The organism is Dyadobacter fermentans DSM 18053 (assembly GCF_000023125.1).
Lineage (GTDB): Bacteria > Bacteroidota > Bacteroidia > Cytophagales > Spirosomataceae > Dyadobacter > Dyadobacter fermentans.
Window position 1 is genome coordinate 2,549,058 of the sequence record NC_013037.1, and the last position, 24,533, is coordinate 2,573,590.

The 24,533-nt window shown below is 53.5% G+C and carries 18 protein-coding genes; 3 read left to right on the forward strand and 15 right to left on the reverse strand.

The features are described from left to right. From DFER_RS10290 to DFER_RS10355, 14 genes are all read right to left on the reverse strand, one after another. Positions 1-1,632 carry a hypothetical protein gene (locus DFER_RS10290; RefSeq protein WP_015811565.1) on the reverse strand — a complete coding sequence of 544 codons (1,632 nt, stop codon included), beginning with the start codon at positions 1,630-1,632 and terminating at the stop codon, positions 1-3. Between the two features lie 25 nt (positions 1,633-1,657). Continuing rightward, positions 1,658-3,871, reverse strand: a complete 2,214-nt coding sequence (locus DFER_RS10295; RefSeq protein WP_015811566.1) for a DUF4175 family protein — start codon at positions 3,869-3,871, stop codon at positions 1,658-1,660. After that, the gene (locus DFER_RS10300; protein ID WP_015811567.1) at positions 3,864-4,985 is read right to left on the reverse strand and encodes a BatA domain-containing protein; all 1,122 of its coding nucleotides are present in this window, start codon (positions 4,983-4,985) and stop codon (positions 3,864-3,866) included. Before DFER_RS10300 ends, DFER_RS10295 begins: the two co-directional genes overlap by 8 nt. After that, entirely contained in the window at positions 4,982-5,878 is an 897-nt protein-coding gene (locus DFER_RS10305) for a DUF58 domain-containing protein (protein WP_015811568.1), read from the reverse strand. The genes DFER_RS10300 and DFER_RS10305 overlap by 4 nt, the downstream gene beginning before the upstream one ends. A gap of 16 nt (positions 5,879-5,894) precedes the next feature. Beyond that, positions 5,895-6,965, reverse strand: coding sequence for an AAA family ATPase (locus tag DFER_RS10310; protein WP_015811569.1), 1,071 nt, complete (start codon positions 6,963-6,965; stop codon positions 5,895-5,897). 24 nt (positions 6,966-6,989) lie between these two features. Beyond that, the gene (locus DFER_RS10315; protein ID WP_041734929.1) at positions 6,990-7,607 is read right to left on the reverse strand and encodes a DUF4159 domain-containing protein; all 618 of its coding nucleotides are present in this window, start codon (positions 7,605-7,607) and stop codon (positions 6,990-6,992) included. Positions 7,608-7,609: 2 nt separating this feature from the next. Further along, positions 7,610-8,947: a TldD/PmbA family protein gene (locus DFER_RS10320; RefSeq protein ID WP_015811571.1), complete on the reverse strand. Its 1,338-nt coding sequence runs from the start codon at positions 8,945-8,947 to the stop codon at positions 7,610-7,612. Between the two features lie 410 nt (positions 8,948-9,357). After that, the gene (locus DFER_RS10325; RefSeq protein WP_041734931.1) at positions 9,358-10,995 is read right to left on the reverse strand and encodes a TldD/PmbA family protein; all 1,638 of its coding nucleotides are present in this window, start codon (positions 10,993-10,995) and stop codon (positions 9,358-9,360) included. Between the two features lie 136 nt (positions 10,996-11,131). Beyond that, the gene (locus DFER_RS10330) at positions 11,132-12,451 is read right to left on the reverse strand and encodes a TldD/PmbA family protein (RefSeq protein ID WP_015811573.1); all 1,320 of its coding nucleotides are present in this window, start codon (positions 12,449-12,451) and stop codon (positions 11,132-11,134) included. Between the two features lie 330 nt (positions 12,452-12,781). Then, positions 12,782-14,425 carry a TldD/PmbA family protein gene (locus DFER_RS10335; RefSeq protein ID WP_015811574.1) on the reverse strand — a complete coding sequence of 548 codons (1,644 nt, stop codon included), beginning with the start codon at positions 14,423-14,425 and terminating at the stop codon, positions 12,782-12,784. 183 nt (positions 14,426-14,608) lie between these two features. Next, complete coding sequence (locus tag DFER_RS10340) at positions 14,609-14,962, reverse strand: response regulator (protein ID WP_015811575.1); 354 nt, start codon at positions 14,960-14,962, stop codon at positions 14,609-14,611. A 237-nt stretch (positions 14,963-15,199) separates the two neighbouring features. Continuing rightward, positions 15,200-16,012, reverse strand: a complete 813-nt coding sequence (locus DFER_RS10345) for a sugar phosphate isomerase/epimerase family protein (RefSeq protein ID WP_015811576.1) — start codon at positions 16,010-16,012, stop codon at positions 15,200-15,202. 11 nt (positions 16,013-16,023) lie between these two features. Further along, a complete protein-coding gene (locus tag DFER_RS10350) occupies positions 16,024-17,397 on the reverse strand; it encodes a sugar porter family MFS transporter (RefSeq protein ID WP_015811577.1) in 1,374 nt (457 codons plus the stop codon). Between the two features lie 10 nt (positions 17,398-17,407). Continuing rightward, entirely contained in the window at positions 17,408-18,259 is an 852-nt protein-coding gene (locus DFER_RS10355) for a phytanoyl-CoA dioxygenase family protein (protein WP_015811578.1), read from the reverse strand. A gap of 137 nt (positions 18,260-18,396) precedes the next feature. On the opposite strand from DFER_RS10355, the gene DFER_RS10360 reads away from it, so the two are divergent. Then, positions 18,397-19,293 carry an AraC family transcriptional regulator gene (locus DFER_RS10360; RefSeq protein WP_015811579.1) on the forward strand — a complete coding sequence of 299 codons (897 nt, stop codon included), beginning with the start codon at positions 18,397-18,399 and terminating at the stop codon, positions 19,291-19,293. A gap of 22 nt (positions 19,294-19,315) precedes the next feature. On the opposite strand, the gene DFER_RS10365 is transcribed toward DFER_RS10360, so the two are convergent. After that, positions 19,316-21,727, reverse strand: a complete 2,412-nt coding sequence (locus DFER_RS10365) for a glycoside hydrolase family 9 protein (protein WP_015811580.1) — start codon at positions 21,725-21,727, stop codon at positions 19,316-19,318. A 292-nt stretch (positions 21,728-22,019) separates the two neighbouring features. Between DFER_RS10365 and DFER_RS10370 the strand changes: the two genes are divergently transcribed. Both DFER_RS10370 and hppD read left to right on the forward strand, forming a co-directional pair. After that, positions 22,020-23,177: a homogentisate 1,2-dioxygenase gene (locus tag DFER_RS10370; RefSeq protein WP_015811581.1), complete on the forward strand. Its 1,158-nt coding sequence runs from the start codon at positions 22,020-22,022 to the stop codon at positions 23,175-23,177. A gap of 224 nt (positions 23,178-23,401) precedes the next feature. Next, positions 23,402-24,526, forward strand: a complete 1,125-nt coding sequence (hppD, locus tag DFER_RS10375; RefSeq protein WP_015811582.1) for a 4-hydroxyphenylpyruvate dioxygenase — start codon at positions 23,402-23,404, stop codon at positions 24,524-24,526. The last annotated feature ends 7 nt before the right edge of the window (positions 24,527-24,533 follow it).

Genomic DNA, 24,533 nt, shown 5'->3' on the forward strand with positions numbered 1-24,533 from the left:
TTAGATTTTCGGCTCGATCCAAACCAGCGCAAGCACCAATACCAACCACGCAAGCCAGCCCCAGCCAGGTAGTTTTGCTACCGAACGTTCATTAGTGGCTACTGTTTTACCATTTTTGGGTTGAATGGAGAGTGTAAATTGCTGCATGAGCGCAGCATTCCGCAGCGGCGAGTGGGACGCTACAAAAAGCTCAGTCCCCAGCGAATCGTGGAGACTGAGCCATCCGCTTTCCGTTGGCTGGAATGTGGCCGCTGCCGAGCGGTTGTTCAATGCGGAAGTGGTTGTAAAAACCGTGTCGGCGCCAATGCGGACGAAGCGGGGCATGGGTTGAAAGTTGTTCAAATGGATGTTAGCCGGTAGGTTTTTAAAAGCCGGAGCGTCCCATTCAAGCACGGATGCAGGCGCAGGGCGCACGTACGCCATAATTTCGCTCCAAATCTTCCCGTAGGCAATGCTATCGCCCGAAAGCTGCAAGGGAAACGTCTCGTTCAGCAGGCTGGCGGCGATCGTTCCCGTTGTTTTTTCAACAACCAAAGGGTAATGCGGCGCTTTCACCTGGAAACTTTGCGGGGTAAAACGGAAAGGCTGCGCCGTGAGAATGCCCGACACCGGTACCGCTTCTTCATTGGAAATTTTAGTAGCCTCAAAGCCTGTCCCCTGGGCCTGGTTAATCACCCTCAGTTCAGCCGGTGGGTCGCTCAATTGGACAAAAAGCACACTTTTACCGTCTTTAACGGCCTTGCGGACCACTGCATGGGCTGCATTAGAGGGTGTGGTGACGATCAGATCGGGACTGCCCGTATTATTGATTTTAAGCAAACTACGTATGTCCTTGGATAATCTGGCGTCATACAGCGCCGCATGGCCTTGCTTACCCAGCCAGGTGGCAAGGTTTCGCGTCTCGAAATCGGGGTTATCGACCAGGAAACGGACGGTGAGCGGCTTGTCCGGCTGCGTGAAAAAACGCACGGTGTCGATCGTCCGTCCATCCAGGTGCAGCGTAGTGGTCGTGCGCCCTTCACCGAATGCCGCGAACGAGAGCGTAAAACGGCTATTTCCCGGATTCAGCAGCACGCTGTCCAGAGTTTGCCCCGCATATTTAATTTGTAAAACCTGCTTCTCAGCTGATTGAATAGCGCCTGTAATGCGCTGCAAGCCACCTCTTTTTACCACGCCTTTCCAATGCAGGTCCGACGCCTCACCGGATTTGAAATATGGTAGCCATCGCACCGCCGCCATGCCGCGCGACTGCCGGATACCGGCAAAAATTCCCGGCGCAAAATCCTGCCCGGCGATCACCAGCGTGTCCAAATCCGCCTGTTCGATTTCATCAGCGGAAACCACCCGTGCAGCCGGAAGGCTATCGCGCAACCGCCCTGACACTTCCTGGGGCACATTGCCGGCTATCAGCAGTCCGACGGCGGATTTACCCGCCACCGGCCAATAGGGGTCCAGCACCCAGGCCACCACACTTGCCCATAGCAACGCATTCAACCCCAGCCGCACTCCCAACCGACCCGAGTGCCGATGCCGCGTGTACAGTACCACGCATTGCACGGTCAGCAAGGCCAGCAGGGCCAGGGCAATCGCCAGGTTCAGAGGTACATTCCAGTTGAAATCAGTTTGGATCATTCGGGTTTAGTTCGCTGTGAGTCCGTTACCGCAGTGCCTTCCGGAACGCCGCTTCGAGTTCCTTTTCCGCCTTCCATGACGGCCGGCTTTGCAGTATGGCGTTCGTTCGGTGATGGAGGTCGCGCTTTAAAATGTTTGTTTCGGTGACTGTTAATGTGCGGCCCGTTGCCAGCTTTTGCAATGCGGCTATCATCGGCCAGTTCTGCAAACCGCCGTTCAAAGGCCCGCTTTCGATAATCCGCTGTGCCAGCTCCGAGCTGAAAGCGGCCAGTTTTGTCCGTTCGCTTTTTGGCAAATAGCCCTTTTCAAGATAACCCAGTAGCGTCGACGCCAGTCGCGCTGTTTGTTGGTCCTTAAACGCAATTTCATACTCCCATTTGGCAGCAAGGTCTTTTAGCTCGCCCGTGAGCCGCTTCTCCTTTTCCTTGATCGGCGGTGGGTCGTAGCCGCTTTTTTTCACGTAAGTCCGTGCCTTTTGCTGGGCTGTTTTGAGGTATTCCAACGCCTTGTGCTCAAACGGCAACGCCTTTTCGGGCGCATAAGTGCGCAAATGCAGCTCCGACTGCCACATTTGCTCCAAAGCCATTTTCAAAAGGCTTCGCGTAGATTGTTCGTAAAATGTATTCAACTCGCCATCGTCGTGCGAATGGGTGTATTGTTCCATCAATGCGGCCAGCGGGTCCTTTTCACCTGCGGGCGGTTCCGCGTGTCCGTGCGCGTGGTCGTGCTGATGCTCGTGTGCGGGTTCGTCCGCGTGAGAGCCGGCTCCCTCGCCGTGGCCGTCGGAATGGTGCGTGAAAGCGTCGATGATATCGCCGTTTTCAGCCCCCGCCGGGCTTTCCGCGCCTCCAATGCTGGTTTCAAATTCTTCGCCCAGGTACTGCCCGTAACGCAGCCGCAGCACCTTCTGATCGAAGCCGATCTCATTGGAAGTTGCATTAAAATCGCGTGTACTGAGCTTTTTCCGCCTGGCTATCAGCTTTTCCGTATCGATAATGATCTGCCGCTGGCTGCGGAAATATTCCGGCATGATGTTCACAGCCATGGTCGCGAGCTCGGCTTCCTCTATTTTCGCAGTGTCCTTATAAACAATGAAATACGTATCCGATTTGGTAAAATTCGCTTCCGGCTGGCGATTATCGACCGCCGCCCAATAGTAATAAAGCTCATCGCCCGGCGCGAAGTTAAGCGCATTCAGGTCCATCGTTTTGTGAAGGTTAGCCTCTTTGAAATCGGCCGGGCTGAGCGGCATCTTCACCTCTCTGAACTTGACATTCTCGCCCGACCCGCGCGCCACCGTGGCAATGATAAATGCCTGCTTTACGCGAAAATCATCCGATATTCTGGCAGAAACGCGGATGTTTTTAGGATCTTTTAAAAAATGATAATGGTATAGCTCCTTCGAAGCAGGCTCTATGCGCGGCGCGAGGTCCGGTAGCGCCTCCATTTTGTAAAACTCGGATTGGTACACGAGCGAATCCTTCCAATAGCCTTTAATCGAATACAGCCCCGAGCCGGTGATGCGATCCTGGTGCGTAAATACGCCGTTCGCTTCCCGCAAAGTCACTTCCTCTCCGCGGCTGCCGGCAATGCGGACCGTCAGGTTTTCATGCCTGTCGAACCGCACCGACCATGCTATTTTCGAACCGGTAATGGCACTGATATTCAGGTCGCCCGACTCCCGAGCGGGCAACCCGGTGTAGCCCGGCGCCACCACGCTCACCCGCGCGGAGCTCAACTTTGGAGCCGAAACAATGTGCTTCTCCGGCTTGCCCAGCTGCAACACAGCCGCGTTATCCGCCTTGACCGGCCAGTTTCTCAGCTTCATCGATCCATAAGCGACGCCCATCGCCAGCAGCACAGCTCCCAGGTAAATCCAGGTGCCGCGGTACACTTCGCGAACGGGAAAAGCAACGCGACCGGCGGCAATGCGTTCGAGCTGCATTTGTTCCACCACATTCAGATCGGGCTTATCGAGCAGGTCCAAGCTGTATTCCAGACCCGGATTGTGCCTGTGAATCAATGAAATGGCTATATTTTTTTTATCACTAAAAGCTTTTGTAGCAAACACACCGATCATCCCGCCAACAATGCCGATGAACAATTCCAGCCAGGGGTGGCCCGCCAGAAACGCGCCGGCCACCAAATGGAACGCGACGCTCAGCAATAAGCTCTTGAACACAGCCACCCATTGAGCCTGCATCTTTACCGAATGGACCAATTTTCTCAGATCAGCCATTGTTTCCCACCGGTTTTAGTAGCGACAGCCAGCGTTCGGCCACTAACAGCAATACCCAGGCCAGCAACAACCACGGCCTGAACAGGGCGCTTTGCTCCGTCACTGAGTCGCCCGATTTTTCAAACAATGCGTTCAACTGCTTCGTACTCAGCGGCACATTCGCCTTCTGCAGATCCATTTCCTTTACGAATAGATCGCCGAGCCACTCTGGCAATCGTGCGGTTTCCACCAGCTGCGACTCGGCCATAAGCAACCTTTCGGGCAGCTGGATCACCTGCGCCGGAGCGCCCCATTGATAAGCATTTCCCGAAACCACATAGGTTGTGCCACTCCGCGTGGCCTGCACGGGCTGGTCGGTAAAAATCCAGTCGTAGTGCTTTGTGAGGTTTTTCTGCGTTTCAATTTCAAACAAAAAACCATGAACCTTGGCCAATGCCGCCAATGCTGCGCTCATGGTTTGGCGCTGGCCGGCATCACTGTAATCGAGCAGCATGTGAATGAGCGCTTTTTCAGCGGCATTGATTTCCTTCAAAACCAATGGTTTACGACTGGCTGTATCGGCAAATGCAAATAACTGATAAGCACCGGGGACATACACTCGCGGAAAGTCGGAGGGCAAAGCGCTGTTGAAGTACAGTTTAAAGAACTTTGGAAATCCGTCTGCCAATGCATTCATATTCCGCTGCAAATCAGCCGGATCACCGGCCTTCATCGGTACATTTTCCAATCGGCTGATCCGCTCGGGGGATGCGCCGAGCCAGTACATTTTTTCACCCCCGGCAAGGGCGTTTTCCAGTTCAAATCGGTAGTTTTCGAGCACTGCCCGGTCCGCCTGAACCACGTGGATTACCTCTTTGAGCTCCGTGCCGCCAAACCAATCGGTAATGGGTTTGCTCAATATGAATGCCAACAGGGCAACCAATAAGCAGCGCAAAAGCATCAGCCAGACCTCGTTGAGCCGGAAGCCGCGGTGGCGGAGCGCCGTTTGCTCACCAAGCCAGCGCGTAGCGGCCCAGGCGATCGTCCGGCCTTTTTTCTGGTACCAGAAATGGATGGCAACCGGAATTGCAATGGCCAGCAGGCCCCAGAGCATATATGGCTGTAACAATGTCATGCGCTCTTTTTCCGGGCTAAAAATGCTTTCAAAACCATTCCGATGGGATCGCTCAGCCGTGCGCGTATGAAGCGGACGTGCGGGATTTGCAATGCATTCCTCAATTCATCGAGGTAGGTCTGCATGGATGCGTGAAAACGTATCCCGGCCGATTCCGCGTCGAGCTCTATTTCGCGCCCGCTTTCGAGGTCTTTGAAACGGTAAAATCCTTTCAGATCAAAATCGGCCTCCTGGTCGCCCAGGATTTGAAAAACGACTATTTCTCGGTGCGGACCGGCGAGCGAGCGCACCCAGGAAAGCCACTCGTCGCCTGCCTGAAAAAGGTCGCTCACCAAAATAAGCTGTTCCTTCCTTTTCGACTGAAACTCGGCATGCCGCAGCCCGCCGGATTGCCACGAGCCTTGCGCGCTCGTTTTTTCAAGCCCTACCAGTATTTTCTGGAATGCCTGCTTGGCCGACGAACCCGAACCCGTCCCGCAGATCGTCTCCACGTGACCGTCTCGCAGACCGTATAAGCTCATCTGATCATTCTGAATGTAGCCCAGGTAGGCCAGCGACGCGAGCAGGATTTGCGCATATTGAAGTCGGCTCACGCCGTTTTCCGCATAATTCATGGAACCCGACAGGTCGATCACAAACCGGATCTGGCGATCGCTTTCCGTCGATGATTCCCGGACAAGGTGCTTGTTTGTCCGGGCAAACAGTTTCCAGTCGATCCGCTTGGGATCATCGCCGGGGGCGTAATGCCGGTATTGTTCAAATTCGATGCCGATACCGGAGCGTTTACTGGAATGAATGCCCAGCATCAGCTCCTCGCTCACCAGCTTGCCGGTGAGTTGCAGGTTTTTGAGCTTGATCAGGCTGGACGCCAGTAATCCGGTGGTTTTCTGCATAATGTGATGTTCAAAGTTATCGGGCAGAGAGCAGTTCGTCGATCACCTGGTCGCTGGTAATGCCTTCGGCCTCGGCGCGGAAGTTCATGGCAATGCGGTGACGCAGCACGGGAAATGCCAATGCGCGAATGTCCTCCGGCACCACCGCAAACCGCTCGTGCAGCACGGCCCGCGCCTTCGCGCACAACACGAGCGCCTGGCCCGCGCGCGGTCCCGCACCCCAGTCGCACCATTCGCGCACGAATTGCGAGTCGGTATTCTCCGGCCGCGAAGCACGCACCAGCTGGTTGATCTGAACGAGCAGCTCGTCCGCAATGTGTACCTGACGTGTAAGCTTTTGCAGCTCCGCGATTTCGGTATCCGACAATATCCGGCCGATTTCCGGTTTCAGTGTCCCGGTTGTGGTCCTCAGCACGTCCAGCTCCTCCGTTTCGCTGGGGTAACTGAGTTTGATATACAACAAAAACCTATCCAGCTGCGCTTCCGGGAGCGGATACGTTCCGGCCTGCTCGATGGGGTTTTGGGTGGCGATGATCAGGAATGGGTTCGGCAACGGATAATTCTCGCCGCCGTACGTGACGCTCTTCTCCTGCATGGCTTCGAGCAATGCGGCCTGGGTTTTGGGCGGCGTGCGGTTGATCTCGTCGGCCAGCACGACATTCGCGAATAGCGGCCCGCGGTTGAATTTGAAAAACTTCTTGCCCGTTTCGTGATCTTCTTCCAATATTTCGGTGCCTATAATGTCGCCGGGCATTAGGTCGGGCGTGAACTGTATCCGCCGGAAGCTCATATGTAGCGCCTCCGACATTGTTTTGACCATCAGCGTTTTAGCCAAACCCGGCACACCTTCTAGCAAGCAATGCCCCGATGCGAGCAATGCAATCAAAATTTCTTCAATAGCATCCTGCTGGCCCACGATCACTTTCGCGATTTCGGCTTTCAGTAAAGGAAGCTTCGCGACGAGCGAGCGGTAATGTGACGTTGAGGTTTCCAATTTTGAATGATTGAATGAGTGAATTAGTGAATAAGGGGAGGCAAGGGAGGATGGAAGAAAGGGAGGAAAGAAAGTGGGACACCCTTCCTCCATCGTCCCTTTCTTCCCTTTCCTCCTCTACCCCGTCAACGCATAAACCACAATATTCACCCCAAATCGCGTATTGTCAACCGCTAGGAAGCGTTTGTTGCGGAAATCGTAGTCCCATTCGCAGCCGTAATCCTTGTTGCTGTACAGCACGCCGATCTTTCCGTTGATGATAATGGCTTTCAGGTAGTCGTGCACGAGGTCGTCGCCCCAGCCGTTCAGCTCGAAGGAGGTGGTCGGCGGGCCGTCGTCGAATTTGAAAAAACTGTGGTAGATAGGATGGTTGTTCGGGATTTTCTGCAAGGCTTTCGGGCCGAATGTCCGTGCCATTTCCTGCTCGAACGATTTGGCAAATAGTCCGTCAATGTCGTGGTTGCAGTCATCGACGAACACGAAGCCGCCATTCTGCACATACCGTTTGAAATGGTCGCGTTCCTGGGCCGAAAATTCTACCAGCTTGTGCCCGCTCAGGTAACAGAACGGACTTTTAAAAATCTCATTACTACTCAATTGCACCACTTTTTCCTTCTCGTCGACCGGGATTGTGGTGTACTCGACCAGCGAATGCAGCAAATTGGACGGCATTCGCTGGTCGGTATCCCAGTTACCGGAAGTGTATTGGATTCTGGTGAAGAAAAAAGGTTTCAATACTAAACTGCGTCGGACAACGATGAGAACGTAAATTCCCGGATTTTCATCGGCGGGATCAGGTAATTACTGTTGGTTTCGGTGCTCACCACGCGTTCGGGCTTGCCGAGCGTTTCGAGGTTGTTGAGCATGATGACCGGGCTTTCATTAAAACGGAAGTTCTTGATCGGATGTTTGATCACCCCGTTTTCAATGTAAAAAGTACCGTCGCGCGTGAGGCCCGTGAGCAGGAGCGTTTGCGGGTCCACTTCACGAATATACCAAAGTTTGGTAACCAAGATGCCGCGCTGCGTGGATTTGATCAACTCTTCCATGCTCGCTGTGCCGCCGGCCATGATGATGTTCGTCGGGAATGGCACCGGTTTGACATTGTTCTTTTGTGCCCAATAGCGCGAACAAACGAGGTTTTTGACCACCCCTTTCTCGATCCAGCTCATCTTATTGGCAGCCTGCCCGTCACCAGCCCAGGGCGACGACGGCAATTCCGGGTGCGTAGGGTCGGAGTAAATGTTAACGCGCTCGTCGACGATCTTCTCGTTCAACTTGCTTTTGCCGCCTGCTTTGCTCAGGAACGAGCGGCCTTCGTCGGCGCTTCTCGCATCGAAATTGAAGAATATGTTTTCCAGCAGCACTGCGGCGGCCGTCGGTTCGAGGATTACCGTGTATTTACCGGGTTCCAATGCCTTCGCATCCACCGATCCTTTTGATTTCTGAATGGCGATTTTCGTAGCAGCGGCCGTATCCAGCTTGGTCACGTCGCTATACCCTTTCGCCACATAGCCGGAGCCCTTGCCGTCAGGCGTGCGCACAGTGAGCGAAAAATTCACGCTCGTGCTCGGATAATAGGCAAACAGCCCTTTCGAATTCATCATAGCCGAATAGCCCTTCTGGTTTTCGAGAAATCCGGCGGCGGTCATGTTCTGCGAACGGGTGAGGTCGAGGCTTTTGGCAACGGCGTCAGCGCGGTAAGCGGGGTTGACACCCGCAGTGGAATCGAAGAAACCGTTCGATTTCAGATAGGTCTGCGGTTCCAGCAAGCCGACGTACTCGGGATTTTCCGGCGCCAGCCGCGCCAACTCCTCGGCCCTTCTGACCACTTTTTCAATGGATTCGTCGCTGAATTCGTCGATCGTCGCGACGCCCACTTTTTTCCCGAATGCGGATTGAACCTGCAAATTCTGGTTGATCAGCGAGCCGCTCGTCGACACTTCGTTGCGGGCATAGCGCAGGTTCCCGCGCTCCTCGCCCAGTATATTCACCTCGCATTCATCTGCTTTGGAATAGCTCAGCACTTTCTGACAAAGCGCCTTTGCTTCTGCTTCTGTTAGTATGATGGCCATTTTTTAATTTTGAATGATTGAATGATTGAATGAGTGAATGAGTGAATGAGTGAATGAGTGACCGGGTCGCCGGAGCGATGAGCCGCCGTGGAACGGGGAATGACCGAATCAGTGAATGAGTGAATTTTGAATGAGCAGCCGTGGAACGGGGAGTGAGTGAATAAAAGTCAAGTATCGTCAGGTGAGCTGAGGCGTTGACTTTTTAATCCTGACAATTTCATGACTACTCCTGACTCAATGACAATTTATTCAATCATTCAATCATTCGGTCATTCAGTCATTCACACATTCGCTCATTCACTCATTCACTCATTCACTCATTCCCCGTTCCACGGCGGCTCATTCCCCGTTCCACGGCGGCTCATTCCCCGTTCCACGGCGGCTCATCGCTCCGGCGACCCGGTCACTCATTATATCTTCCTCGCCGTATTGATCACATTTACCCCATTGAACCGCGCCGTCGAACTGCCGTGCGAAACGGCGCTGGATTGCATGGGTTGGCCTTTGCCGTCGAAGAATGAACCGCCCAGGCGGTAGTCGCGCTCGTCGCATACCTGTACGCATGAGTTCCAGAATTCCTGGGTGTTGGACTGGTAGGCCACGTCTTTCAGCATGCCGGCGATTTTACCATCTTTGATTTCGTAGTACAGCTGGCCCCCGAACTGGAAGTTGTAGCGCTGCTGGTCGATCGAGAAGGAGCCGTCGCCGATGATGTAAATGCCCTTTTTGACATCCTTGATCATCTCTTCTACCGACAACGGCGTTTTGCCTGCCGCCAGCGATACATTCGGCATGCGCTGGAACTGGACGGAGCTCCAACTGTCGGCATAGCAACAGCCGTGCGATTCTTTGGCACCAATAATGTGCGCCTGGTCACGGATGGCCTGATAGTTGACCAGCACGCCGTCCTTCACCAGGTCCCACTGTTTGGTATCCACCCCTTCATCGTCCCAGCCCACGGCCCCGAGCGAGCCTACTTGCTTTTTGTCGGCAATGAGGTTCACTTGCTTGCTGCCGTACTGGAAGTTTTTCGATTGCCATTTGTCAAGTGTAGCGAAGGATGTTCCGGCAAAATTGGCCTCATATCCCAGCACGCGGTCGAGTTCGAGCGGGTGACCTACGGATTCGTGGATCGTCAGCCACAAATGCGACGGATCGAGGACCAGGTCGTACTTGCCCGCTTCCACCGATTTCGCCGTCAGCTTTTCTTTCGCTTGCTTTGCGGCGGCCGTGGCGTCTTCGAGCATGTCGTAACCCATGTTGTAGCGGGTCGTGACGCCGGTAATCTTGTCTGCCGGGTTTGCTTGCAAATAATCATAGCCCATACCCATCGGCGCGCTGAGCGAGCGGCGCGTTTCGAACTTGCCGGTTTTGGGATCAATGGCGGTGACATTGAAAAGCGGCCAGATCCGGTGAATGTCCTGGTCGATGTAAGAGCCGTCCGTGGAAGCGAAATATTTTTGCTCATTCACCTGGAAAAGTATTGAATTCACGTAGTTGGCCCCATTTTTCATCGCTGCGTCGTTCACCGAAAGCAGCAGGTCCACCTTTTCCTTGATGGGAATTTCAAATGCATTCTTTTTAATGGGCGCCTTCCAGCTTACTTCGCCGAAACCCTTCTGAGGAGCGAGCTGCACAGGCTCCTTCACCAGCTTCGCATTGGCTTTGGCAATGGCAACGGCCTCTTCCGCTGCTTTTGCCAGCTGGGCTTCATTCTTGGCGTCGACTACCGCAGCAAAGCCCCAGCAGCCATTGGCGATCACCCGCACACCCACGCCGTAAGATTCGGTATTGACAATATTTTCGACCTTATCCTCCCGCGTAGTCACATATTGATTGAGGTAGCGGCCGATGCGCACATCGGCATAGGAGGCGCCTTTGGACTTGGCCGTGTTGAGGGCGGCATCGGCGAGCCGTTTCTTAACGGCCACGTCGTCACCCGCGACCAGGAATGCCTCCGGTGCCACGGGACGGCCCGTTGCGAAGCCGGGCAACATGAACGCTCCCGTTCCCAGCCCGGCCAGATGAATGAAATCTCGTCGTTTCAAAGTGTAGATATTTAGCTAATAGTGATATTGGGTGAGTTGAAAAAAGTGCAAATCATAAGTTAACGAATGACGGCACTGAGATCAACTCACCTGGTATGGGTGGCAGGAAATCGGTTTAAATGGATTACGGTTACCGCTACACTGCGTCCGAAAGGCTTGTAAACGTAAAATCGCGGATTTTGAGAGGTGGAATCAGGCTGCCGTTCGTGCGCACGGGTTTCCCGATCGCCTCCACGTTATTGAGCATGATTACCGGGCTTTCATTGAACCGGAAATTTTTGACCGGGTATTTGATCTGGCCGTTCTCGATGTAAAAAGTGCCGTCGCGCGTGAGGCCGGTGTAGAGCAGCGTTTGCGGGTCTACGCTGCGGATATACCAGAAACGGGTGACGAGAATGCCCTTTTCCGTGCTTTTGATCAGGTCGGCCAGCGAGTCGTTGCCGCCCTGGAAGATGATCCCGCCCGGCGACGGAATGGCTTTCACGCCTTTTTTGTCAGCCCAAAAACGGGAGTAGTACATATTCTTGACGACGCCGTTTTCAAACCAGGTCACTTTTTCCTGCGGACGACCGTCGCCGCCCGCAAATGGCGAGCCGGGCACTTCGCTGTTGGCCGGATCGGAATAGATGGTGACGCGCTCGTCCAGCAGTTTTTCACCCAGGCGGGTACCGCCGCCCTTTTTGCCCAGAAAGCTCCGGCCTTCGTCGGCGCTGCGCGCGTCCATGCTGCGCATCATGTTCTGGATCAGGTCGTGACCGGCCGTAGGTTCGAGGATCACCGTGTATTTGCCCGGTTCCAATGCCTTTGCATTCACCGACGCCAACGCCTTTTGCATGGCTATTTCCGTCGCGACCTGCGTGTTGAGTTTGGAAACATCGTTATAATCCCGCGCCACATAGCCCGAACCGGTGCCATCGGCGGTTCTCACAGTTACCGAAAAGTCGACGGAAGTGAATTTATTGTACCCAAACAGGCCTTTGCTGTTACCCAGGGCCGAAAAACCACTGTTGTCTTCCATGTAACCGGCGGCAGTGAGGTTTTTCCGGATGCAAGGGTCAATGCTTCCGAAAGCCGCCTTCGCGCGGTATTGCGGGTCAATGCCCGCGGTGCTGTCGGCAAATGCCTTTGTTTCTATATATTGCTGCGGGCCGAGCATAGGCATGTATTCGGGATTATCCGGCGCCAGCTTCGCAATTTCTTCCGCCCGCCGGACCGTCTTTTCCAACGACGCATCATCGAACTCATTGATCGTCGCAGTCCCTGATTTTTTGCCAAAAACAGCCGTAACAGAAAGCGAAAGATCGGTCGTTTCACCACTGGTCGACACCGAGTTACGGGCATAACGAATATTACCCACGCGGTCGCCGGACAGCGAAACACTCACCTCATCCGCCTTCGAAAACGCCAGCACCTTATCTATGATTTTCTTAGCCTGTTCTTTTGAAAGTATAGCCATTTTTGCGTTAGTCTTTTTTTAATTTTGAATGATTGAATGATTGAATGATTGAATTATGAATGAGTGAATGAGCCGCCGTGGAACGGGGAGTGAGCGAATGATTGAATCGTCAGGAAGTCAGGAGATCAGGAAGTCAGGTATTGTTAGGTCAGGTGTTGATTTTTCATACTGACAATTCATAACTATCTCTGAATCAATAGCAATTTATTCAATCATTCAATCATTCAGTCATTCAATCATTCCCCCGTTCCACGGCAGCTCATTCCCCGTTCCACGGCGGCTCATTCACTCATTCACTCATTCACTCATTCCCCGTTCCACGGCGGCTCGTTAAATCCTCCTCCCCGTATTAATAACATTCACCCCGTTAAACCTCGTTGTTGAACTTCCGTGGGATACTGCGCTGATTTGTGCGGGTTGTCCCTTGCCGTCGAAGAATGAGCCGAAGGTACGGTAATCGTCTTTGTCGCACAGCTGCACGCACGAGTTCCAGAATTCCTGGGTGTTGGATTGGTAGGCCACGTCGTCGAGCATGCCGGTGAGCTCGCCGTTTTTGATTTCGTAGAAGACCTGCCCGCCAAACTGGAAATTATATCGTTGCTGATCAATCGAATAAGAGCCGCGGCCGATGATGTAAATGCCTTTTTCGACGCCTTTGATCATGTCCGTCACGCTGCGTTTCTCGGTGCCCGGTTTGAGGCTGATGTTGGGCATGCGCTGGAATTGTACTGAACTCCAGTCGTCGGCATAGCAGCATCCGTGCGACTCTTTCTCGCCCAGGATTTGCACCTGATCGCGAATGGCCTGGTAGTTGACGAGAATGCCGTCCTTGATAATGTCCCATTCCTTGCACGGCACGCCCTCGTCGTCATAACCGACCGCGCCTAACGTGTTTGGCTGGGTTTTGTCGGCAACTATGTTGACGAGCTTGCTGCCGTAATTGAAGTTGCGGGTTTTCCATTTGTCTAGCGTTGCGAAGCTGGTTCCGGCATAGTTCGCTTCGTAGCCCAGCACGCGATCAAGTTCCGTGGGGTGACCTACCGACTCGTGGATGGTAAGTCCGAGGTGATTGGGGTCGAGAACAAGGTCATATTTGCCCGGCTCTACGGATTTGGCCGTCACTTTCTCCTTCGCCTGCTTGGCCGCCACGATCGCGTCTTCGACCATATCGTACGAATTCCGATAGCCGACTAATCCGTTCGGGCCTGCGATTTTTTCGGTAGCCAGGCCGTCGAGGTATTCGTAGCCCATGCCCATCGGCGAGCTGATCGCGTCGCGCGTTTTGAATTTGCCTGAGGCTTTGTCGGTCACCGTGACGGTAAACGTCGGCCATATGCGATGGATATCCTGGTCGATAAATGAGCCATCGGTAGAAGCAAAATACTTTTGTTCGTTGATAAAGAACAGGTTGGAGGTCACAAAATTGGCACCATTGTCCATTGCGGCGCCGTTCACCTTCATCAGCAGATCGATCTTCTCCCGCACGGGTATTTCGAATGCATTTTTGCTAAGGGGCGTTTTCCACGTTTTATCGCCGACACCCTGCTGAGCGGCAAGTACCACCGGCTCCTTCTGGAACTTCGAATTGGCCTTGGCAATCGCCACGGCGGTTGCGGCGCAGCGGGCAATGCCTTCGGGCGAGACGTCGCTCGTAGCAGAGAAGCCCCAGGTCCCATTGGCGATCACGCGAATGCCGATGCCGTAGGACTCACCGTTGACAATGTTTTGAACCTGTTTTTCGCGCGTGAAAAGGTATTGCTGCAAATACCGTCCAATACGGACGTCTGTGTACGTAGCCCCTTTGTCGCGCGCGCCGTTCAGTGCAGTTTCGGCGAGCTTTTTCTTTACTGAAACGTCGAGCCAGGGTTCCAGGAGCCGCTCTTCCTGCACAGGATACCCTAAAACGGGCACCTCGGCAAGCATCATTGCTCCCAGGCCGAAGCCCGACATTTGCATAAAATCTCTTCTTTTCATGGATTAAGGTTTAGCCTTGCGGCGCCGGATGAAGTTTTGACAGCATATTCAAACTCCAATGTAGTCAATATATTCGCAGCAAATATTGGTGTGGCAATTTTTTTAAAACCGGCATTTACCCCAAAGAAAAAAGCGCCGGAAGCTCTGTGGCTCCCGGCGCTTTGCGGGTGTGATAATCAGTACCTAGTACAGACGCGAAACCATCAGCGTCCGAAGCTGCTGCTCGTCCCAGGGCTTGTTCACATAGCTATGGAAATATCCTTTGCCGGCTGCCCAGCGAAACTCTTCGGTATATGCATTGCCGGTAAGCAGCACGCGCATACTGGAAGGATATTGGTTCGAAGCGTGTTTGAGGAATTCCAGCCCTGTCATTTCGGGCATCTGATGATCGGCGAAAATGACGTCGATTTTATGCTCGTCGAGGATCTTCAAACCTTCTTCGGTTGACTTGGCCAGGTAAATCTTGGCATCCCTGCGGAAGGTCGCTTTGAAGGAATTCAGATTATTAATTTCATGGTCAACATAAAGGATGCTCATAGTTATTAGATCGATCGGGGGTTACTACAAAGCAAATTTATGAATTAACTCATTACCCGGCACACAATCCCGGAAAGCGTAAAACACAGAAACGCCCCCTACTAATTCCAAAAGGTACTACAAATTAGTTCCTATGTAGCTAAAACCAACTCACTGTCAGTATTTTAATGACAAAAATTTTATTTAACGGTTAAATAAAATTCAATTAAAATATTAAAAAATAATTAGAGCAGGCCTCTAATTATTGCGGTATCGCTGCTGCAAAAGGTTCTTCATGTGCACATTCACATCCCACTGGCTCACCAGCGGCATCTGCGTGTACGGCATGGATGGCATGTAGGGTGCAGGGCCGAACTCGGTGGTGATGGTGAGTGTCGTTCCCCTTTGCTCGTGCGCAGCTACCACGCGATCCCACCAGCCCAGATGTGCATCAAGTACGTCGGCCCATTCGGGCGCGCGCGGGTCGTTCACCTGCGGGCCTTCGGGATGGCCCACGCGGCTGTGGATGTGATCGGTGCGGGAGATGGCGAGCGCTACTTCGTCGGGCAGGTCGGCCAGGAGTGACTCGTGAACGCTGCACCAATGTGAAATGTCGAGCGCGATGCGGAGCTTGGGGTTGGTTTGCAGGTAATGCTTAGTGACATGCGCCGCAAAAAGGCTTTTGCCCCGGTGCGTTTCATGAATAATGGGAATGCCCGATTCGGCGGACAATGCCGCCGCCAGCGCGAAAAGCCGCTGATTTTGAGCATTATCGAAATAGTCCTTCCCCGTTTGGCAATTGATAAGTACCGGCCTGGCGTCGATCAGGTTGCGAAGGTATTTTTCGTAATTGGCGGCATGCTCGTCAATGTCTTTCTCCAACGACTGCCAGTATTGCCCGATCAGTTGAAGGCCATGTGCTGCCAGTGTATCAAGAATCGCCTGCTTTTCCGGCGCTTCGAAGGGCAGCGCCATCTCTACGCCGTCGTAGCCCGCCGCTTTTACATTTGCACAAAAAGTATCGAAAGGCAGCGTATTGCCCCATTCGGGAGCAAAAAATTGAATATTCATTCAGTTAACGGTCAGCTTTTTTCCAATAGTTTCTCAATTTCTTCCAATGACCGGCCCCTTGTTTCGGGCACTTTGTTCCGGATGAAGAGGAAGTAACCCAGACAAACGCCTGCGTGGATCAAAAAGGTGACCGGCACGCCGAAATACTGGTTCATGACAGGGAACAGGGACGTCGTGAAAAAATTGGCGATCCAGAGTGCCAGCGTCGCAACGGCCATCGCATTTCCGCGGATACGGTTCGGGAAAATCTCCGACAGCGTCACCCAGGTGACCGGCCCGAGCGTAGCCGAATAAAAGCCGATGAATGCCAGCACGAAGACCAACACCCAAATGCCCGATAACTGCATGTAAAACGCAGCCGCCAATGCAATGGCGTCGGCAAACAGCAGGAAAGACCCATATTGAAGCAGCTTCTTCCGCCCTACCTTGTCGATCGTGAAAATGGCAACGAAAGTGGAGACAAAATTGGTGATCCCGATGATGATCGACTGCATAAATGCCGAGTCCTGCGCCATTCCCGCCTTTTTGAAAAGCTCCGGCGCATAGGAGAAGATGGAATTCTGGCCGACTATCTGCGAAAACACGGCGATCATGACCCCGATAAACACAATATGCCGGACTTCCTTTTTAAATAGCTCCGACACGCCCGTGTCGGACTTATCGGCGAAGCTTTGCTCGATCTGCTCCTGCTCCGCCAGCGAGTAGTCCAGGCCGCCAATGCGTTCCAGTACGATCTGCGCTTCGAATTCACGCCCCGACCGCACGAGCCAGCGCGGGCTTTCAGAGGCGGTGAACAGGCTGAAATAGAACAGCAATGCAGGGATCGACTGGGACGAAAACATCCAACGCCAGTTGTCTTCGACATTCAGCAACAGGTAGTTGGAAAGATAGGCCAGCAAGATACCGACGACAATCGATAGCTGGTAAAACGAAACGGTGGTGCCGCGCATAGATGCGGGCGAAATTTCGGCGAGGTAGATCGGACAAACCAATGCGGCCGCTCCCACGGCAACGCCGCTGAGCATGCGAAACGCGATAAACATATTAAAACTCATGGCCCAACCGGTGCCGCCACCCGTCATCGCGAATAGTACCGCACAGATCATCAGTAGCTTTTTACGGCCCAGCCGATCGCAAAGCCAGCCACCCATGACTGCGCCCACCGCAGCACCGAGGTTGATACACCCAACGGCCAGACCCGTTTCGAGTTCGCTCAACCCGAAATGCGCCTGAAAAAATGCAACTGTCCCGGAAATGATCACCAGGTCGAAACCAAACAGTATCCCGCCCAGCGCGGCAATGGCGCAGAGCAGGTAAACGTACTTTTTGTTGATCGGGACGGGAGGGTACTCCAATGCCGGAAGCGGAACGCCTGCTTGCGCCATAGTGTGTGTGTTATTTCAATGATACATCAGCTTCCTTGCTCAGAAAATCGGCCTCGGATTCGGCTAGCCCGCCTGCTTCGCGGGTAAGTAACGCGTCGTCCGGCACGATGTCTATCGGCGTGATACTGGCTGAACCCGACGACGATTCGTTGTAGCCGATATTGGTCGAACGGTTGTAGCACGAAATCAAAGACCAACGCGGCCGGTCGGACAAATTGGCCTCGGAGCGGTGCAGGATATTGCTATGAAAAAACAGCGCGTCACCGGCATTCAGCTCCACGAAAACATGCTCCATCGCACGCAAAGCGAGATCGACATGATGCTGCGAGGCGCCCACCTGCTCTCCCGAAAAACCATGCTCCACACGACCGATTTTGTGCGAACCTCGGATCACTTGCAGACAGCCGTTTTCCACGTTCGCGTCCGTAATTGCGACCATCACCGACATCATCTGCCCGGGATACAGGAATTCATTTTTATACCAGTAGCCATAATCCTGGTGCCATTCCCACGCGCCGCCTACCCGCGGCTCTTTCTGCATGAGTTTGGAATGATAGTGGCAAACAGAATGCGAAACATCGCCGGCTTGCCGTTCGAGCAGCTGGTCTACGGCCCGTACGAGTGTTTTGCCGCGGGTAAGCAGGCCGTACACATCGTCACCGGGTTTGTACCACAGGGAAAGTTTGCTCCGCTTGCCGGTACTGTCGTTGACATTAATCGCGTGCTTGCTGATGGCCGCGTCGTCGATGGCAATGCGGTAAAGCCGCGAAACTTCCTCTGCATCGTAAAAGCCGCGGACGATCAGATAACCGTCGGTATTGTACTGTTCAATTTGTGCGTGCGTCAATAATTGCTTAGCCATAATAGCGGAATTAGAAATGGTACTTTAACATTCCAAAATTCAGCTATTCCAAGAAATAAACGAATGAACGATTTTGTCTAAAACATGGATTATTTTACCTTTAACACGCTATCATTCCAATCAAAAAAACACACATTATGCGCAAAAGCAGAGGCTTCGACGGCGAGCTGATCATCGAAATACCCAAAGTAGCGACTTCCCACTGCGAGCAATTGCCGCTGATCAGCCATTTGTTCATTTCAAGAATGGGTTATTATCCCAAAGCATTGCACCATTATTACCAGCGCCCTAACGGCATTTCGCAGGCTATCCTGCTGTATTGTACTGATGGACAGGGCTGGATCGAACTGGGCGGAAACCAGCTGCACGTACGCGCGGGCGAGGTCATTCTGCTGCCTACTGAGCTGCCCCATGCCTATGGCGCCGACACCCAAAACCCGTGGAGCATTTACTGGATGCACATCGCCGGCGACCATTCCGATGCGGCCGTGGCGGCGGTAATGGACCGCGACGGCGAACCCGCCCGAGCCGTTCACGTAGGGTTTTCCGACGAGCGAAATGCGCTTTTCACGCACATTGCCAGCACATTACTGAAAGGTTACAGCGCGTCTAACCTGCTGCAAGCTAACCTTGCATTGCCGCATTACCTGTCGTCGTTCATCGCCCCGGAGCATTTCGGTGCGCAAAAGCCCTCCGCAGGCGCCGGCAGCCCTACCGAGAAAGCGATTTTATACATGCAGGAAAATCTTTCCAATTCCCTTTCGCTGGATAATATTGCCCGTTCGGTAAATTTATCGGTCTCATTTTTTTCCCGGAGATTCAAGAAAGATACCGGCTACGCGCCCATCGAATACTTCAACTATCTTCGAATCCAGAAGGCCTGCCAGCTGCTGCATTTCAGCACATGGCGGATCAATGAAGTGGCTTCCGCCATCGGTATTGACGATCCATTTTACTTTTCGAGGCTTTTCAAGCAGCAAATGGGCCTGTCGCCGGCGCATTACCGAAAAAACAAGGACATACCGCGACAGTGAGCCGCGGCTGTCCGTTAGCTCATCAGTTTTTAAAAATCCTTTGTGTAAAAAGCTTGTCGCTCCCCTGCTCCACACTGAGCAGGTAGATCCCTTTGGTAATGTCTGGAATAGCCACACGACCGCTCCCATTCATTTCCCGCCGCATCACTTCCACGCCGGCCATATTGATAATTTTCACCGTGGTACGACCGGTTTGCGGAGGCATTTGAAGATCGAGGTAATCGGTCAGTGGATTGGGCGCGATGCGAAAGGCGACGTCGCCGTTGCGGTACAGCGCGATGATTTTGGAATACTCAAACTGCCCATCCACGTCGATTTGTTTTAAACGATAATAGGAAGTGATACCCGGCGCTTCGGTATCCGTGAAAGTGTAATGATGTGCATGCTGGGAAGTGAGATTCCCTTTCACCTCCCCGATCAGGCGGAAATCGGTGCCGTCGGTCGAGCGCTCGATTTCGAAACGTTCATTATCGACTTCGGAAGCGGTTTTCCAGAAAAGCTGCGCCTGGCCGTTGCTGAGTTCTTTTAAATAGAAATCGGCCAGTTCAACCGGCAGCGGGTCTTCGATAGGCAATGTCGAATGCGCCAGCAGGCGGATGTAGGCGGCCTGGTAGTAAATCGCCGGCTCGGTGATTTCCCAGCTGTTGGTCGGCCAGCCGGTGTTGAAATCGAGGTAGCTTTTCTGGCGCGGTTGCCCGAACGGCGGCGACTGGCTACTGATCGTATAGTCGGCATTGGGCCCGCCGACGACGTATCCCGGCGCCGGGCCGTTCGGCGACGTGAGCGCATTGTCGTAAATGGTGCCGTCGTTGAACCACGCGTGGTAAATCTCGTTCGCGCAGCGCTCGCCGCCCACGCCGTACATGTTGGACAAATAAACGAGCCCCTGCGGGTTCACACCATGAAAATAATGGACTTGCTCGGTGGCCTTCCGGCGCAGGCTGGCCGCATTGCCCAGTCCGGCTTTGAGCATCGTGCGGTTCACATTGGCATAGTCGGCCTTGGGCATATTGCTGCCCCAGTGATACGACCAGTCGGGCATGAATGCGCGGTACAGATCGGCCGTCGTCCAGCCGAAGAAATCGTTCCAGTTGCCGTTCACCGCCGTACCGGCCGAGTTCCGAATGGCCGCGGCGACCGTGGGGTTGGCGCCGGGGAGCTGGGCGTAGCGCAGCAATGCATCCTGCAATTCGGTGGCATCCACGCCCCAATATCCCGAGCTCATGACGTCGGTTCCGGCATAATGATCGACTACAAACTGATTGTAAACCGCATTGCCCGTCCGCTCAAAAAGGTAAATCGCGGCGATCACCATCATGTTTCGCTGCGGCCCCACGGCCACATCCGCATCGCCGGACACGATGCTGCCGTCGTCGCAGTTGGTTTGTAATGTATTGGCATTGAAAAACGGCTGCACGTAATTAAAGCAGCTCACCGCTTTGGCTTCCAGCGCTCCCGCGTACGATGCGAGCGCGGGAATACCCGCGTACACGAGCGCCGCGTGCGAGAAAACCGAGGCAATCGTGGCCGATGCCGAAGTGCAGGTAGGGCCATAGTAACGCCCTTCCACATTCGCGCTGGGCGGTGAAGAGATGTTTTCGCTGTAATTCCGGCTGCCCATTTTGTTGTGCGTGCTGCCGTCGGCATTAGTCATTTTGAAAAGCCAGTCGAGCTCCCATTTCACCTCGTCGAGCAAGTCGGGAATGCCGTTGCTGCTTTCGGGAATGTTGAAATTATCTGTAAAAACCGAAGGGTTTTCCTCGTAGGCATAGAGCAGGTCGTGCAGCGGGCTGTGCGTAAACGCCACATACTTATTATAATCTCCCGCATCGAACCAGCCGCCGGTGAGGTTCTTTTCCAGCGTGGCATTGCTTTGGTCGTACACGTAGCGGCACTGCTGGTCCTGCAATGCATTCATGAAATTGTTGCCGTCCGTCCATTTGCTTTGGGCATAAGGGGCCACTTTCGGTAGGTTGCAGCGGTTGTAATAAAACATTTTAACGGCCGCCAGCATCACATTGCCGTAGGGATTGGACGTCACTTCAAAAACGGCCGAGCGCTGGTTGTTCGCCGGATCAAATACATAATAGCTTCCCACGGCGTTCAGCGCCGAGAAATCGAACCACCAACCCTGGTCGCCGGATGTGGCCTGTGTGTTACCATTATTCCAAACGGTAACCGGGCCGGTGAACACCACCGCATTGGTGACGCTGTTCCGCACTTCCATTGTCGCAGGCGGCGTGTAGCTCAATGCTGCATTGTAACCCACAACCGGATTGCTGAGCACAGCCACCTTTTCGGCGGCGGGCGCATATCCGAACTGATCGACGTGAATGAACTGGCTAACCTGCGCAACTCCCTGCACCGATAGCATCAATCCCAGCAAAAGCATCAGAATGCCCTTCCCTGGCAAATGGAGGTAATGTTTCCTCATGGCTAAAATGGTTTGAATTGATTGGAAAATGCTGTGTTCAGATCAACAACAGAGGCGGCAAATGCCTTTTTCAGCTAGGATGGGAGATGTACTCAGTCCTGGGGACACATGTAGAATTGAAATACATCCAAAGTTATTCCTAAATATTTAGAGAACAAATAAGATTCGCATGTAGAACTTATTAAATGGAGCTATTTTTTTCTCTAAAATAATACAAATATTTATTGAAATATTGAATTGCTTTTCTTATAATTGCATAGACAACTATTGGCAAACTTACATTGCGAAGCACATGCCGATCTATCAAAAACTAGGAACCATCCCGCCCAAGCGCCACACGCAGTTCCGAAAACCGGACGGCGGGCTTTACTATGAAGAACTCTTTGGAACGATCGGTTTCGAAGGCATGTCTTCCCTCCTCTATCACACCTGGCGGCCCACGCAGGTGAAATCGCTTGGCGAGCCCATTGACATTTCCCCGCGCGTGGCTGTGACCAACAATATGATGATGCGAAAGCTGATCGGCTTCGACATGAAACCGGCGGCGGATTATCTCGACAGCCGAACGCCGTTACTCATGAACCGCGATCTTATTCTCGGCCTGGCCGCCCCCAGCGGTGCTCCGATGGATTATTTTTACAAAAATGCCGACGCCGACGAGCTCCTGTTCGTACACCGCGGCTCGGGCAGGCTGCGCACGCCGTTCGGGCAGGTGCCATTCACATATGGAGATTATGTACTGATTCCCAGGGGTACAATTTACCAGATCGACTTCGATGGGCCTGATAACCGCCTGCTTTACCTCGAATCACATTCGCCCATTTACACGCCCAAACGCTACCGCAACCATTTCGGTCAGCTCACCGAGCATTCGCCGTATTGCGAGCGTGATTATGTGCTGCCCCGAGACCTCGAAACACACGACGAGCACGGGGATTTTGTCGTTAAAATCAAGAAACAGAGCCATTTTCACCCGGTCACCTACGAAACGCACCCGTTTGATGTCATCGGCTGGGACGGATACAATTATCCGTGGGCGTTTTCGATCCATAATTTCGAACCGATTACCGGCCGCATTCACCAGCCGCCGCCCGTGCACCAGACGTTCCAGACCGACGCATTTGTAGTATGCTCGTTTTGCCCGCGGCTTTACGATTACCACCCGCTGGCCATTCCTGCACCCTACAACCACAGCAATATCGACTCCGACGAGGTCCTGTACTACGTCGACGGCGACTTCATGAGCCGCAACGACATCGCGCAGGGGCACATTACGCTCCACCCGGGCGGCATCCCGCACGGTCCGCACCCAGGCGCCTACGAACGGAGCATCGGCAAAAAAGAGACCCAAGAACTCGCCGTCATGGTCGACACTTTCCGCCCACTCATGCTCACCGAACAGGCAATGGCGATTGACGACGGGCGGTACTTTATGAGTTGGGGGGAATGAGTGAACTTTGAATGAGTGAACTTTGAATGAGTGAATGAGTGAATCTTAAATTTTGAATGATTGAATGATTGAATGATTGAATAATTTTTTGTTTGATCTGGTCATGAAATTTTTATTCAATCATTCACTCATTCACTCATTCACACATTCAATCATTCAATCATTCCTCGTTCCACGGCGGATCATTCACCCATTCACTCATTCACTCATTCACCCATTCACCCATGCTCCCCCAAACCGCCCCCGCCCCCCGCCACACGACCGACTTCCTGCCTATTAACGGGACGGATTATGTGGAACTTTATGTCGGGAATGCGCTGCAATCGGCGCATTATTTCCGGAATGCATTCGGGTTTCAGCCGCTGGCGATGGCCGGGCTTGAAACCGGGCTCACCGACCGCGAATCGTACGTGGTGGTGCAGGACAAGATCCGGCTCGTTTTCACCTCTCCGCTGCACGGCGGCACGGCCATTGGCGCGCATATCGACCGCCATGGCGATGGTGTAAAGGCCATTGCATTGTGGGTGGACGATGCCGAAAGTGCGTTTCGCGAGACCGTCAGCCGCGGGGCCGAGCCCTTTTTTGAACCGGTTACCGAGCAGGACGCACACGGCCGGACGGTGCGGGCCGGAATATGCACTTATGGTGACACGGTGCATGTTTTTGTGGAGCGGACGCATTATGATGGCGTTTTCCTTCCCGGATTTGTCGCCTGGCAGCCGGAGCACTCGCCCGGGCCGGTCGGGTTGCGGTATATCGATCACATGGTAGGGAATGTGGGCTGGAACGAAATGAACCGCTGGGTGAAGTTTTACGAGGAAGTGATGGGTTTTAAAATGATGGTTTCTTTCGATGACAAGGACATTTCGACGGAATATTCGGCGCTCATGAGCAAAGTGATGAGCAATGGCAACGGGCGGATCAAGTTTCCGATCAACGAACCGGCGGAGGGTAAGAAGAAATCGCAGGTGGAAGAATACCTCGATTTTTACGGCGGCCCGGGCGTGCAGCATATTGCCGTGGCTACCGACCACATTGTCGACACCGTGCGTGCGCTGCGCGACCGCGGCGTGGAGTTTCTGCGCGTCCCTGCGGCCTATTACGACGACCTCCTCAGCCGCGTCGGGCATATCGATGAAGACATGGAAAGCCTCCGCGAACTCGGCATTCTGGTCGACCGCGACGACGAGGGTTACCTCTTGCAGATATTTACCCGGCCGGTCATGCCCCGCCCTACTTTGTTTTTTGAGATCATTCAAAGAAAAGGTGCGCAATCGTTTGGGAAAGGGAATTTCAAAGCATTGTTCGAGGCGATCGAGCGCGAGCAGATGGCGCGCGGCACACTTTAACGCAAAC

What these genes read in the sequence shown, in the direction of transcription:
- DFER_RS10305 (WP_015811568.1), bottom strand. Translation starts at nt 5,878, where the DNA reads ATGCAGAAAACCACCGGATTACTGGCGTCCAGCCTGATCAAGCTCAAA.
- DFER_RS10340 (WP_015811575.1), bottom strand. Translation starts at nt 14,962, where the DNA reads ATGAGCATCCTTTATGTTGACCATGAAATTAATAATCTGAATTCCTTC.
- DFER_RS10345 (WP_015811576.1), bottom strand. Translation starts at nt 16,012, where the DNA reads ATGAATATTCAATTTTTTGCTCCCGAATGGGGCAATACGCTGCCTTTC.
- DFER_RS10355 (WP_015811578.1), bottom strand. Translation starts at nt 18,259, where the DNA reads ATGGCTAAGCAATTATTGACGCACGCACAAATTGAACAGTACAATACC.
- DFER_RS10310 (WP_015811569.1), bottom strand. Translation starts at nt 6,965, where the DNA reads ATGGAGGAAGGGTGTCCCACTTTCTTTCCTCCCTTTCTTCCATCCTCC.
- hppD (WP_015811582.1), top strand. Translation starts at nt 23,402, where the DNA reads ATGCTCCCCCAAACCGCCCCCGCCCCCCGCCACACGACCGACTTCCTG.
- DFER_RS10370 (WP_015811581.1), top strand. Translation starts at nt 22,020, where the DNA reads ATGCCGATCTATCAAAAACTAGGAACCATCCCGCCCAAGCGCCACACG.
- DFER_RS10365 (WP_015811580.1), bottom strand. Translation starts at nt 21,727, where the DNA reads ATGAGGAAACATTACCTCCATTTGCCAGGGAAGGGCATTCTGATGCTT.
- DFER_RS10350 (WP_015811577.1), bottom strand. Translation starts at nt 17,397, where the DNA reads ATGGCGCAAGCAGGCGTTCCGCTTCCGGCATTGGAGTACCCTCCCGTC.
- DFER_RS10330 (WP_015811573.1), bottom strand. Translation starts at nt 12,451, where the DNA reads ATGGCTATACTTTCAAAAGAACAGGCTAAGAAAATCATAGATAAGGTG.
- DFER_RS10360 (WP_015811579.1), top strand. Translation starts at nt 18,397, where the DNA reads ATGCGCAAAAGCAGAGGCTTCGACGGCGAGCTGATCATCGAAATACCC.
- DFER_RS10300 (WP_015811567.1), bottom strand. Translation starts at nt 4,985, where the DNA reads ATGACATTGTTACAGCCATATATGCTCTGGGGCCTGCTGGCCATTGCA.
- DFER_RS10295 (WP_015811566.1), bottom strand. Translation starts at nt 3,871, where the DNA reads ATGGCTGATCTGAGAAAATTGGTCCATTCGGTAAAGATGCAGGCTCAA.
- DFER_RS10320 (WP_015811571.1), bottom strand. Translation starts at nt 8,947, where the DNA reads ATGGCCATCATACTAACAGAAGCAGAAGCAAAGGCGCTTTGTCAGAAA.
- DFER_RS10290 (WP_015811565.1), bottom strand. Translation starts at nt 1,632, where the DNA reads ATGATCCAAACTGATTTCAACTGGAATGTACCTCTGAACCTGGCGATT.
- DFER_RS10335 (WP_015811574.1), bottom strand. Translation starts at nt 14,425, where the DNA reads ATGAAAAGAAGAGATTTTATGCAAATGTCGGGCTTCGGCCTGGGAGCA.